This is a genomic window from Shewanella marina JCM 15074, assembly GCF_000614975.1.
Classification (GTDB): domain Bacteria; phylum Pseudomonadota; class Gammaproteobacteria; order Enterobacterales; family Shewanellaceae; genus Shewanella; species Shewanella marina.
Genome location: NZ_BALM01000001.1, coordinates 390,043 through 403,524, shown reverse-complemented (window position 1 = coordinate 403,524; position 13,482 = coordinate 390,043). Strand labels below are relative to the sequence as shown.

11 protein-coding genes, 1 pseudogene and 1 other annotated feature are annotated in these 13,482 nt (G+C 40.5%); of the genes and pseudogenes, 4 read left to right on the top strand and 8 right to left on the bottom strand.

All coding sequences use genetic code 11. From position 1 onward, the window contains the following. Positions 1 to 14 precede the first annotated feature (14 nt). Positions 15 to 968, bottom strand: a complete 954-nt coding sequence (thrB, locus tag JCM15074_RS01895; protein ID WP_025819614.1) for a homoserine kinase — start codon at positions 966 to 968, stop codon at positions 15 to 17. Next, positions 968 to 3,429: pseudogene (gene thrA / locus JCM15074_RS20475) on the bottom strand (bifunctional aspartate kinase/homoserine dehydrogenase I). Before thrA ends, thrB begins: the two are co-directional and overlap by 1 nt. Before the next feature lie 425 nt (positions 3,430 to 3,854). On the opposite strand from thrA, the gene slyD reads away from it, so the two are divergent. After that, positions 3,855 to 4,463 (top strand): peptidylprolyl isomerase, encoded by a 609-nt coding sequence (gene slyD / locus JCM15074_RS01885; protein ID WP_025819613.1) that lies wholly within the window; start codon positions 3,855 to 3,857, stop codon positions 4,461 to 4,463. 39 nt (positions 4,464 to 4,502) lie between these two features. Here slyD and trpR read toward each other — a convergent pair whose 3' ends face one another. Then, the gene (gene trpR, locus JCM15074_RS01880; RefSeq protein WP_025819612.1) at positions 4,503 to 4,790 is read right to left on the bottom strand and encodes a trp operon repressor; all 288 of its coding nucleotides are present in this window, start codon (positions 4,788 to 4,790) and stop codon (positions 4,503 to 4,505) included. 160 nt (positions 4,791 to 4,950) lie between these two features. On the opposite strand from trpR, the gene JCM15074_RS01875 reads away from it, so the two are divergent. Further along, positions 4,951 to 5,397 (top strand): c-type cytochrome, encoded by a 447-nt coding sequence (locus JCM15074_RS01875; protein WP_025819610.1) that lies wholly within the window; start codon positions 4,951 to 4,953, stop codon positions 5,395 to 5,397. Between the two features lie 77 nt (positions 5,398 to 5,474). Here JCM15074_RS01875 and JCM15074_RS01870 read toward each other — a convergent pair whose 3' ends face one another. Beyond that, on the bottom strand, positions 5,475 to 6,149 hold the full coding sequence (locus JCM15074_RS01870) for a cytochrome b/b6 domain-containing protein (protein ID WP_025819609.1): 675 nt from the start codon (positions 6,147 to 6,149) through the stop codon (positions 5,475 to 5,477). 286 nt (positions 6,150 to 6,435) lie between these two features. Here JCM15074_RS01870 and hpf point away from each other — a divergent pair, with 286 nt between their 5' ends. Both hpf and JCM15074_RS20470 read left to right on the top strand, forming a co-directional pair. After that, positions 6,436 to 6,810, top strand: a complete 375-nt coding sequence (gene hpf, locus JCM15074_RS01865; protein WP_025819608.1) for a ribosome hibernation-promoting factor, HPF/YfiA family — start codon at positions 6,436 to 6,438, stop codon at positions 6,808 to 6,810. A gap of 105 nt (positions 6,811 to 6,915) precedes the next feature. Continuing rightward, positions 6,916 to 7,032 (top strand) — a sequence feature (Phe leader region). Between the two features lie 28 nt (positions 7,033 to 7,060). Next, complete coding sequence (locus JCM15074_RS20470) at positions 7,061 to 8,830, top strand: chorismate mutase (RefSeq protein ID WP_084266931.1); 1,770 nt, start codon at positions 7,061 to 7,063, stop codon at positions 8,828 to 8,830. A gap of 61 nt (positions 8,831 to 8,891) precedes the next feature. Here JCM15074_RS20470 and JCM15074_RS01855 read toward each other — a convergent pair whose 3' ends face one another. The 4 genes from JCM15074_RS01855 to tyrA all read right to left on the bottom strand — a co-directional run bounded on the left by JCM15074_RS01855 (position 8,892) and on the right by tyrA (position 13,481). Beyond that, positions 8,892 to 9,233 (bottom strand): hypothetical protein, encoded by a 342-nt coding sequence (locus JCM15074_RS01855; protein ID WP_025819607.1) that lies wholly within the window; start codon positions 9,231 to 9,233, stop codon positions 8,892 to 8,894. Between the two features lie 108 nt (positions 9,234 to 9,341). Beyond that, the gene (locus JCM15074_RS01850) at positions 9,342 to 10,457 is read right to left on the bottom strand and encodes a flavin reductase family protein (protein WP_025819606.1); all 1,116 of its coding nucleotides are present in this window, start codon (positions 10,455 to 10,457) and stop codon (positions 9,342 to 9,344) included. A 77-nt stretch (positions 10,458 to 10,534) separates the two neighbouring features. Continuing rightward, positions 10,535 to 12,199 (bottom strand): hydroxylamine reductase, encoded by a 1,665-nt coding sequence (gene hcp, locus JCM15074_RS01845; protein WP_025819605.1) that lies wholly within the window; start codon positions 12,197 to 12,199, stop codon positions 10,535 to 10,537. A 142-nt stretch (positions 12,200 to 12,341) separates the two neighbouring features. Then, positions 12,342 to 13,481: a bifunctional chorismate mutase/prephenate dehydrogenase gene (tyrA, locus tag JCM15074_RS01840; RefSeq protein WP_025819604.1), complete on the bottom strand. Its 1,140-nt coding sequence runs from the start codon at positions 13,479 to 13,481 to the stop codon at positions 12,342 to 12,344. Between the last annotated feature and the right edge of the window lies 1 nt (position 13,482).

Below are 13,482 nucleotides of genomic sequence, written 5' to 3'. Positions count from 1 at the left end.
TATGGTGCAGTTCCTTAATAGTTAATTGCAGCATTAAGCTGTCTTGTACCTAATTCATCAATTTGACAAATATGACTAAAGCCGAAATCGTTTAATACATATGATTGCTGAAGCTGTTGTTGAGCTTGTTGCATTAGCGCTAAATCAGTACTGACAGCGAACATTGTCGGACCACTGCCGGAAATACCACAAGCTGGTACACCGAGAGAAAGTAATTGTTGTTTAGCCTGACGATAGCCAGGGATAGACTCAGCGCGATAAGGTTCAGCAATCACATCTTGCAATAGTGACATAGCTAACTCGCTATCCTGTTGGTAACAAGCATGCACAAACGAGGCAATATTCTGACCAAATACTAATGTTGTCTGCTTATCATACTGCGCTGGCAATAATTGCCGCATTTTAGCGGTGGATAACGATGCCCCGGAATAGGCAACTAACCAATACCACTCTTTAAATGAAGGTAAAGCACTGCATATATTTGCGCCCGTAGATAACATCAACTGTAAACCGCCTAAATAACACGGCGCAACATTATCATAATGAACACTACCACTAATTTGACCTTCAAATTCGCCCATCAAGGCTAATAATTGTTGCTGATTATAGGGTTGTTCAAAATACTCATTTAATGCGTATAACGCCGCAACAACGGAGCTTGCACTCGAACCTAAGCCACTACCTATAGGCAAGTTCTTTTCTAAAATAAGCCTTAACCCTGTTGCTCGAGAAGGCTGTTTAGCAATAAAAAATTGGGCACATTGATAAACGATGTTTAGTTTGACATCTGCTGGTAATTTATCAGCAAAGCGGCCAACAGTAATCACCTCAATACCAGCAGCGATTGGCTCTATCGCCACGCGATCACCTAATAATGATCCATCAATAGGAGCCAATGCTAAGCCCAACATATCAAAACCGACACTGACATTGCCCATGGACGCAGGAGCATAAAAAGATGCTTTCATTAATAGATCTCCCGAGTCCAATTTAATGCTCGTAACACATCAGCAAACACCCCTGCTGCAGTCACATCGGTACCGGCACCATAACCACGTAATACAAATGGAATTGGTTGATAATATTGACTATAAAATGCCAAGCGTTTTCCCCGCCCTTAACACTATATAATGGGTCCTCAGCGCCAACCGCCGCCAACCGTACACGGCAGCCTAACTCGTCAATCTGCCCAACATAACGCAATACTTTACCCTCAGCTTTTGCTGTAGCAACTTTGGCGGCCATATCTTCATCAGCTAATGGTAGACGAGCCATAAAGGTTTCAACATCACCTGTAGCATCAAATGAATCAGATAAAATAGGTTCAATCACCACATCATCAAGCTCTATTTGCATGCCGACTTCACGGGCAAGAATTAACACTTTACGGGCCACATCCATGCCGCTTAAATCATCACGAGGATCTGGCTCAGTAAAACATTTGTCACGGGTAATACGAGTCGCTTCTGAAAGGCTCATCCCTTCATCTAACATACCGAAAATATATGATAATGAACCCGACAAAATGCCATTAAACTTAAGTAACTTATCACCGGCATATTGTAATTTCTTCAAGTTATCAATCACGGGTAACCCCGCGCCAACAGTAGTTTCATACAAAAATTGGCGACGGTGCTGCAATGCGGCATGACGTAGGGCACAATAAAAATCATAATCACGAGTATTAGCTTTTTTATTAGGCGTCACTACATGCATTCCTGCGGCTAACGCGGCTAAATAGCTCTGTGCAACCTCATCATTAGAAGTACAATCAACCAATACTGGATTAAGTAACTGCTGCTGCTGGCCCCATTGATACAATGCAGCCAAATCGCAATCTTGCTCCGCATCGGCTAATAGACCTTGCCACTGACTTAAATCGATACCATTAGCGTCAAGTAACATCTTACGTGAGTTGCTTATTGCACAAACACGCAAACAGATATTTTGCTGCTTCAAGCTTTGTGCCTGTTGATGGATTTGTGCCAATAATCCAGCGCCAACATTACCGCTGCCCACTAAAAAGATATCTAAATAGTGTTGAGCATCAAAAAATCCTTGATGACAGGCTCTAATCGCATGGCTTGTTTGGGCTTGCTCTATCACTGCAGAAATAGAACGTTCAGATGACCCCTGCGCAATTGCAACAATATTGACGTTCGCCTGTGCTAATGCTTGAAAAAACTTTGCAGCCACTCCTCGGTGAGTTTTCATGCCATCGCCAATTAACGACACAATCGCTAACTGATGACGCATCTCAATCGGTTCTAATAAATCCGTTTTAATTTCAAGTTCAAACTCAGACTGAAGTGCGCGTGACACTTTAATCGCATCAGCAGAGGGTACACAAAAACTGATACTGTATTCAGATGAACTTTGAGTAATCAGAGTGACTGAAACCTGCATTCTTGAAATTGCAGCTAAAGTACGACTCGCCATCCCCACCATCCCTTTCATACCAGGGCCTGATAGGTTGAACATGGTTTGTTGGTCGAGGTTAGAGATCGCTTTTACTTGTCTCGCAGAGGCTTCGGGTAAGTTAGACACTAATGTGCCAACGACTTCTGGCTTGAAAGTATTTTTGATATAACAAGGGATTTGATACTGAGCAATAGGTGCAATTGTTTTTGGATGCAATACTTTAGCGCCAAAATAGGATAACTCCATCGCCTCTTGGTAACTCAGTTGGCTTAACAGCTGTGCGTCAGCAACCAAGCGAGGATCTGTATTATAAACCCCATCAACATCAGTCCAAATTTCACAACATGCGGCATCAATACAGGCCGCTAAAACTGCTGCAGAATAATCAGAACCATTACGGCCTAATGTCACAGTAACACCGTCATCATTGGCGGCAGTAAAACCAGGCATGACCCAAACTCGGTTAATACTTAAATCAACCAGATTAAAACGTTGACGACTAGCATCAATATCAACCACTGCCTCTAATATTGGGCCATTTGCGAGCAATAACGATTGCGGCACTAAAACCCCAGCACTAACTTGTGCTTGTTTTATCGCGGCAACCATTAACTCTGATGATAAACGCTCACCACACACAACAATTTCTGCCCGAATAAGATCAGGGCAATGACCTAGCAACTGCACTCCTTGTAGTTTTTGTTGCCAATGCGCAAGATGTTGCTCCAACACAGTATACAAATGTTGATGAGCAGCCGGAGCAATATCAGCTTTAGCCTGCTCAAACATGTCAACAAATGTCTGCTTAACTTGTGCTAGCAATGGTTGGTAATCCTGCTCATTTTCAGCTAACTCTACCATTGCCAACAAATTATTAGTCACAGTGGCGGGCGCAGATAACACGCAAGCAACTGGCGTAACTGATGCCGCAGTTAAGATAATCTCAGCGACTGCAGAAAAGCGCGGCCAATTTGCCAAAGATGTGCCACCAAACTTCATTACTTTCATTTTGTGTCTCCATACCCGCCCAACTAAGAACAAAAAAGCCCGCTCCTTGTTAGGGGAGCGGGCTTAGTTAAAAATTTTTTTTAGGGTGCTTTAGCCCGCCCCCACTAGAGTGATAGTGGTGGTTGTAATGGTGGTAATAACTAGCTGTGAAAATCTTTTCATATCAGTATTATCAAACTATTACGGCTAAAATAAAGTATTTACAGAATTGCTTTTTTTCGATTGTTTTGTCAACCCCAAGTTTACATATTTGTCATAATTAAATTAAATATCATATGTAGCTCGAATATATCTTGATAATTAAGCATTAACTTAATCAACAAAATCACTACTATCAAAGGCCTTGGTGCTGCAGAGAGTGATACAAATCATCGCCAGCAAGTTTAAAGCAAGGTATCATCTAGCCACTTATGAAAGGAGATACTATGAATATCGCACAAAATACGGCAGTTAAAATTCACTACCGCCTAACTAATGCTCAAGGCGAGCTAGTTGAAAGTTCATTTGAAGGCGAGCCAATGCTATATCTGCATGGCGCTAACAACATGATCCCTGGTCTTGAAAAAGCACTAGAAGGCAAAACTGCTGGTGATAAGTTTGATGTAACAGTAGAAGCAGAAGAAGCTTATGGTCCATACCACGATACTTTACGTCAAGAAGTTCCATTAGAAGCATTTGGTGGTATCGAAGATATCGCTCCAGGTATGCGTTTTATTGCTGAAACACAAATGGGCCAACGTCCAGTTGTTGTTGCTGAAGTTAAAGATGACTCAGTAATCATTGATGGCAACCATCCTTTTGCAGGTCAAGATCTTAACTTCAGCGTTGAAGTTGTTGAAGTTCGCGCTGCAACTGAGGAAGAAATTGCTCACGGCCATATCCACGCTCACGGTGGTTGTGGTGGACATGGTAGCGAAGGTGGCTGCTGTGGTGGTCATGATCACGAAGATAGCGAAGGCTGTTGTGGTGGTCACGAACACAAAGAAGAAAAAGAAGGTTGTGATGGTAATGGTGGTTGTGGCTGCCGTCACTAATCCCATTATTGTAAAAAAGGCACGTTTAACGTGCCTTTTTTATGCCTTCAACTCAGTAATTAATACGCCTATTTTATCTTTTTGCTCAATTGGCATATGTTTTAAGTAATTAGAGCAACGAGTAATTGTCGCAATGCTGACATGATACTGTGACGCAATTTGACGTTGGCTTAACTCACCCGCTAATAATAATTGGAACACTTTTAATCGTCCCGCAATCGCACTGCGCTCTTCAGGGGTTAATAATAATTCAAATAAATCGATTAGATTACTCGCATCAGATTGCTGAGCAATTAAGGTTAATACCTGCTCCCAATTCGCACGCATAACTCATCCTAAAAAATAAAATACTCCTCATTGTAACAGCTATTTTAAGCGAAACAATTAATCACAAATTAAAGCGTCATTTATGTTGCTGACTTTTTAAAAATAAGTGTAAAGTATCGCAACTTCAATCACATAAATGGACTATCTTGTGAGCAATAACATGAAAAAAACTCTTCTATTAGTCACCGCAGGGTTATTAAGCACTAATGTTTTAGCAAGCAATTTTGATGATAATCAAGAAGCAATTGAATACCGTAAAGATGTATTTGGGCTTATTGCTTATAACTTTTCTGATATGAAAGCCATGCTAAAAGGTGAAAAAGATTTTAATCAGCAACTGTTTGAAATACGAGCAAATAATGTTAAAGCACTATCAACAATGCCTTGGGAAGGATTTATTCAAGGTTCAGATAAAGGCGATACAGACGCTAAAGCGGATATTTGGGCTGATGGTGCTGAATTTAAACAAAAAGCACAAACATTTGAACAAAATGCAATTAAGCTCGTTAGTGCAGCACAATCTGGCGATAAGAAAGCAATGAAAAAAGCCTTCGGTATGACAGGAAAAAGCTGTAAAAGCTGCCATGATGACTTCAAAAAAGATTAATGAGTCACTTATTGTCGCTCATGAAAAAGCACGCTTAAGCGTGCTTTTCTCTGCAATGTTGTAGATATATTCAAATATCACAGGCCTTGCCATACAGGCCAAACAAAATAGCTACCCACGACACCAGTTAATAAACCGCAAACAATAATTGCCCGCCATACAGGCACTATTTTGGGTGTAGAAACGACTTTTGTTAAGCGTTTTTTGCCTGTCACCATTGCGGGCACAATGGCATCCCCCTTAATTGAATGTAAAACCACGGCTGCGACGTGCATTGCGACTAAGAGCAAAATTAAATTAAATAGATTTTTATGTAACCAAGTCAATTGTTCAGCAGTTTGTTGGCTAACATAAGAATAGAATGGTCCTTCAGTGAACACATCATCGGTTGCAAATAGACCACTGACTAACTGCAATAATAATACGAGCAACAATGCCAGTACCATATAACCGCCAATAGGATTATGACCTACACTATGCGAAATGCCCTGCTTGCTGGTCACTACCGCATAATTAACTACAGTTTTAGGTGAATAAATAAAACTATGAAATCTCGAGGTCTCGCTGCCAATAAAGCCCCAAAAAATCCGAAATACAACCAATACCATCAACAAATAAGCGAGGATTTGATGATATTCCATCTCTCCACTGTCAGCTGTCCACCATAAACCCAGTAATGTAAATACAGTTGACCAATGAAATAATCGAGTAGGAAGATCCCACACTTTAATGACATGAGAATCGTCTTGCATAGTTAATCCTTAAACATACTGCAATGGCTGCAACACACTAAATCGTGTTTAAAAAACAAACAATTTAATGATATTGAGAAAGATAGCGACCTGAGTTATCCCATCAAATATGACCTGTATAAAATTGGATTTCAAGCGCTTTATCGGCTTTTTTGCATTTCATTAACCGAACGCTTAAATATAAACCGAACAGCATTATTTAATCATTTTTTTGTGATCTTTATCACGACTTTCATTCTAGTTATTGGTAGTCTGGTGTTAAGCAAACAACAAAGAGGTTGTATTTATGTTGCAAATCACTAGTAAATCTTTAGAAGTAACTGCTCCTATTCGTGAACGCATTGAAAGCCGTTTTGCTAAACTAGCCCGTCGCGATGTGCAGTTTATTAACCCTCGAGTTGTTATTACCCAAGAGAAAGAATTTTTCCAAATTGAAGCTAAGATTGGTATCCCAAACGGAGAACTATTTGCTACAGCACGTAACGCCAATTTATACGCTGCAATTACTGAGCTAGGCCAAAAAATCGAGAAACAGTTGAATAAGGAGGTTAAAAAACCTGAGTCACAACGTCGTCAAGGTTTAATTAAACCAGAGGAGGAAGCTTCAACAGTTGATGATGCGGAACTAGATCGATATGAAGAGGAGGAAACTGTCGTTTGATTTTATGTAATTCACCACAGCGCGCCCTCGGGTGCGCTTTTTTGTAGCCTTTTATTCGATCTTTTAATTGACAGTAATGCAACCGCAATTTAGTTTAGACAGATGAATTTAATTACCCACTTTATCATTCTCTTTTTTATACAGGCTCGTTAATCTGAGGCTGATTTTTCTGTGTAAAAAAGAAAATGATAAAAAAGCCTCCTTCATGGAGGCTTTTTTAATGCTATCGCTATTGGAGAATCAAGGGCATATGAAAAAACCGCAACCACTCAATATCACCAGAGAACAAATAACAGCCCTTGATGACTCACTGCTTGAACTATTGGCTAAACGAAAGTTACTCAGCCTTGAAGTTGCTCGCAGTAAAGAAGTGGACATTCGCCCTATTCGCGACACGCTAAGAGAGAAACAACTACTATCAAGATTAGTTGAACAAGGTAGAAGCCAAGGCCTTGATCCCCACTTTGTCACCTCGTTATACCAAAGCATTATTGAAGACTCTGTCTTACATCAACAAGCATTTCTACATGGCCGCGCCAACCCAGAACTGCAAAAACAACAATATTGCGTCGCTTATCTTGGGGCTCGAGGATCATACTCCTACCTAGCCGCTAACCGTTACTGTCTACGCCGCCAAGTAGAGATGCTTGATTTAGGATGTCGTAATTTTGATGAAGTGGTGCATGCAGTTGAAGCGGGTCATGCCGATTATGGCTTCTTACCAATAGAGAACACCTCATCTGGTTCAATTAATGAAGTTTACGATGTTCTGCAGCACACCAATTTAGCCATTATTGGTGAAACAACCATTGAAGTTGGCCACTGTCTCCTAGCTAAAACAGGGATTAATATTGCAGAAATTGAAACCATTTATGCGCATCCGCAACCATTAACTCAATGCAGTCGTTTTTTAAGTCAGCACCCAAACATTAAACTCGAATATTGCGCCAGCAGTGCTGATGCGATGGAAAAAGTTGCCACCAGTCAATTAACTAATGTTGCCGCTATTGGTAGCCAAGAAGGCGGGGCTTTATATCAATTAGAGTCATTGCAAAATAATCTCGCTAACCAAGATATCAATCAAAGTCGATTTATTGTGGTCGCAAGAAAAGCCGTTGATGTACCGACACAATTACCCGCTAAAACAACACTAATTATGGCGACCGGACAAAAGCCAGGCGCTTTGGTTAATGCTTTATTGATTCTAAAATCACAGCAACTCAACATGAGTAAATTAGAATCAAGACCTATTCCGGGGACGCCTTGGGAAGAGATGTTCTATCTTGATATAGATGCCAATATCAAGAGTGTTGAAATGCAAACAGCAATCCAACAATTAGAGAAAATTACGCGCTTTATTAAAGTCTTAGGCTGTTATCCATGTGAAACTGTCAAACCTACTCAACTGTCACAACAGCAGCTACTCATAGAGCCAGACACATCTAAAAGTGATACTCCAAGCCCGGTTCAAAATCACAAGATGCAAATTAACTGTAAACATTTACAACTAGGACAACAACAAACCAATCAATTATATCGCGTTAGCCCAGTGAATGAATCAAGCCTATTGCCACAATTAACGCAACTGCAGCAACAAGGCGCGCAAGCCATTATCTGTCGCCAACCTGAGGCAAATGAATTTACTTGGCAACAAGTTAAAACCGCATGTGACCAATTAGGATTGGTATTAATTGTTGAAATTAATGATTTACAACAATTAGAACAAGCGCAATCTAGCGCGGATATGCTGTATATTTGTGCGGAGCAAATGTATAACCGAGTATTGCTTAATGCTATCGGCCAAATTTATAAGCCCGTGATTGTACCGCGTCATAAAAATGCCAGTATTGATGAGTTAATTGCAGCAGTAAACACTGTACAACAACAAGGTAATCAGCAAATTATTTTAGCTGATAATCAAATCAGCATATTAACTGACCATCATTTACCATTACTGCTTGAATCTGGTCAGCTGCAACCACAACAACTGACATTAGTTGATGGCATAATCCACAATTAACATGGTATTTCAGCCACAAAAAATGCCGCGATTGCGGCATTTTTTCATGATTAAATACGAACTACACTGCAATCTCTTTTCGTTCAGACAACATTAACCAACCTTTTGCGACCCGATAATAAAACCAACTAATGGATAACGCAGCAAGCACTACGGCACCAGCAGTACTATGAATAGACCACACAAGCAGCAATAATAATATAAAGATAATACAGCTATTACGCTGCCATATTAAGTGTTGCCCAAGTAATGGACTTTGTTGCGCAGGTTGTTGAATCATATTAATTGAAAACGCGGCAAATAGCGGTAATAGCAACAATGGAAAAGCTGCCATTAACGCATAAATTAAGTAGCCTAAGGTAACATCTTGTACAGCCATATCCTCACGTACTTGTATGGTCATTAGATCCCCTAGTTATTAATATTCAGTTCTATAAACTAATAATAGGCTAAAAAACCATAATCGAACATCAAAAAAAAGGCTTAATCCCATATCCATATCTGCGATAGATTAGACGGTAATACTAATATCGCTTTGTAAGTAACAAGAACAGGCTAGCACCATTCCTTCTGCAATTTCAGCATCCGTTAAGGTTTCAACACTGGTTGTCGTTACTTTGCCAGATAACACCTTACATTTACAGGCGCCACATATGCCACTTCGGCAAGCACCGTTTATCGGCGTTATTGCTTCGATCGCATCCAGCAATAAACTTCCCTGTGGCGCTTGTGTTAACTGTGAACCAGCAGTGATGGTGAGCATATTTTCAGGATTAACAGCAACAGGGGCAGATGTTGGGGCAAAATTCTCATAATAAATATTGCTTGCATCAACACCAGCAGTAGCTAACAACTGAGTCACTGACTCAATATAATCTGCTGAACCACAAACTAAGATACTTCGACTTTGATAATCTGGCACCAATTCAGCTAATGCCGCTATTGATATGCGGCCAGTTCGAATATTGATATCAGACGGCGAATTCGGCTCTGGCTGTGTTCCAGTCAGCATCAAACTGAATTTGAATCCAGATAATGTCTGTGCCAAATGAGTCAACGACTTATCAAAAATAATCGGTCTATGCTTAGCACTATGAATCATTGCCACATCGACACTACGCTGCGTATCGGCTAAAAAGGTTACAATTGAGTGCATCGGCGTAATGCCACAACCTGCACTTAATAACAGATATTTATCTGCTTTAATATCAGCAATATTAAACTGCCCCATTGGCAACGAACTTTTGACAACATCACCAACCGTAAACTTATCAACTAAATAACTTGATACCACTCCACCAATCACTTTTCTCACCGTTAACACTAAAGTCATCGGTCGCGAAGGCGATGATGAAATAGAGTAACAGCGTGAATATGACTTACCTGCAATATCGAAAGTAATTGTCACAAACTGACCCGGTTTAAAACAAAATTGGGTCGCAGTTTGCGCTTGAAAAGTTAAACTAACCGTATCGTCTGTTTCAAAGTACTTATCAACACAAGTCAGTGTTAAATCACCATGTCGCCATTGCTGGGCAGCAATTAATTGCGCTGCGCTATGACGCAAAGGTTGCTGTTTTTTCTCAATTTTAACTTGAGCTAATGCCGCAGAAAATAAACCTGCCATACTGTTCCTCTCATTAAACAGCCCAACAAAAAGGGCAAGCAGTGCTTGCCCTCCTTTATCGACTCATACCAATCGCGTTAAGCTGTTTTCAATAACGAATTAAGATCAGCTTCAACGGTAGTCGTGCCAGTTAAGCCAAACTGCTGCGATAATACCGCCAGCAGATTATCAGTTAAGAAAGCTGGAGCACTTGGGCCAGTGCGAATGTTCTTTACACCTAATGACAGTAAAGTCAGTAGCACCACAATCGCTTTCTGTTCGAACCATGAAAGCACAATACTTAATGGTAATTCATTAATATCGCACTCAAAGATTTCTGATAATGCCAAGGCTAACTGAATCGCAGAATAGGCGTCATTACATTGACCAATATCCAGTAAGCGCGGAATACCGTTAATATCACCAAACTCAAGTTTATTAAATTTGTACTTACCACAACCTAAGGTCAAAATAACGCTATCTTTCGGTGCTGACGTGGCTAAATCAGTAAAATAACTACGTTCGGCTTTATCGCCGTCACAGCCACCGATAAGGAAGAAGTGTTTAATTGCGCCTGACTTAACATTTTCAACTACAGCAGGTGCTGCAGCCATTAACGCATTACGAGCAAAACCGATAGTGATCATATGAGGGATTTCATCATATGCAAAACCATCAAGTGTTAATGCTTTTTCAATAACTTCACTAAAGTCATCACCAGTAATATGGCTAACACCTGGCCAACCAACAATACTACGAGTGAAAATACGCTCATCATAACTCCCCACATTCGGGTCGATTAAGCAATTTGATGTCATCACGATCGCACCGGGGAAATTAGCAAACTCATGTTGCTGGTTCTGCCAAGCGCTACCAAAGTTACCGACTAAATGTGAGTATTTCTTTAGCTCAGGATAAGCAAGCGCAGGTAACATCTCACCATGGGTATAAACATTAATACCCTTACCTTCTGTTTGTTGCAAAATGAGCTCAAGGTCTTTCATATCGTGACCAGAAACTAAAATTGCCTTGCCCTTAATAGGCTTAGTATTAACCTGAGTTGGCTCTGGATGACCAAAACATTCTGTCTCGCCCAGATCAAGCATTGCCATAATTTTATAGTTAAGTTGACCAATTGCCATTGAGGTATTAAATAACGCATCAGCGTCATCAGAATCTTCTGCCAAAAATGCCATCAACTCATGGAATGATGCATAAATTTCAGTGTCAGTTTGATCAAGCACTCGTGCATGCTCTAAATAAGCTGCTGCACCTTTTAAACCATATAAACATAATAAGCGTAAGCCCATAATGTCTTCATTTGTGCTCGCTACGCCACGGTTAGCTGCGCACATATCAGCATAGTGCAATAACTCTTCTTTGGTGCTGCCCAAAGTAAAACTTGCAGCCATTGGAAGTTGCTCTACAGCAATAGCATCGCTACCAGCAGCAGCTTCATAAGCTGTTTTTAACTGCTCCCGATATTGCTGTGCTTGTAATGCATAGCCAATAATTCGATCATCAACAAAGTTTACATTGGTTAAAGTCGCAAAAAATGCTTTAGGTACAAATGCATCTATTTCTGCATCTTTAATACCATATTGGCGCGCTTTAACCGCGTAAATTGATACACCTTGCAGCATATAAATTAATACATCTTGCAGATCTGAGGTATCAGCTAATTTGCCACACATGCCTTTGGCATATTGGCAACCATTACCTGTTGGCGACTGAACTGTTTGCTCACATTGAATACAAAACACGGCGACACTCCTAATAATTTAATCATGCATATAATTTACATGTTTAAATAGACAATAATCCTTATCTCATTTATTGGCTAGCAATTCTCAGTATTGATAGCCATTTTAATGATCCAGATCACAATTATTAGAAAGGGTAAGCTTAAAGTACGCGTTGATCGTTTACCGATTGTAATAGTAAGCGACTCTCTTGTTGAAATTGATCTGCAAAATGACCAAACCAATCAGACACGCGAGTAAATTCAGCGATAAATTGCTGACGATCACCGCGATGCAACATGTCTACACCTTGAGTATATTGTTGCAAATATGAATGAATGGGTTCGATACTGGCTTTCTGAGCAAAAATAATATCAGCATATAGCGCCGGATCTTGAGCAAATAAACGGCCAACCATCGCTAACTCTAATCGATAAATGGGCGAACTCAATGCCAATAACTTAGCTAAATCGACATTGTTATTACACAAATTAACGCCATAGATAAAGGTGGAAAAGTGACGCATAGCTTGCACAATTTGCATCACTTTATCGTGCTCTGTCGGCTCAATTACAGCAATACTCGCACCCCATATTTCAATTTGATCTAATAACCATTGGTATTGCTCTTGTTCACGGCCATGGCAAACTACCACCAATTGTTTCGCCAAACTTGCTACATCAGGGCCAAACATCGGGTGTAAGCCGACAACAGGCCCTTTATGCGCAGCTAACATTGCTTGCAATGGTTCATCTTTAATCGAGGTTAAATCAGCTAAAATACAATTTTCAGGTAAGGTTTGTAGCTTGTTACGGATTAAGGTAGACGTCATCGCAATAGGCACAGAGACAATCACTAATCCTGCATTAGCAAAAAGCATGTCAGCCTGCTGCCAATCATCTTTTTCCAATACTTTGACCTGATAGCCAGAGAGTCTTAGCATCTGTCCAAATAATTGACCTAGCTTACCTTGGCCACCAATAATCACAACATCGCCAACATCAGTGTTAACCTGCTTAAAGCCTGCATCCTTTTCATTGACATATGACTCTCGCATGACTCGACGCAGCACATCTTCAATCAATTGTGGTGATACGCCTAATGACGCTGCATCTTGACGGCGACGCGCCAACATTGCAGCCTCACGGCTCGGAACATAGATAGGTAAGCCATGCTTATGTTTTACTTTGCCAACCTCAGCCACGAGATCTAGCCTTCTACGCAGTAATTGCAATAGCTGGCTATCACATTGATCAATTTCATCTCTTAAACTTGCTAAAGGATCTTGCTGACTGCTTGGCATA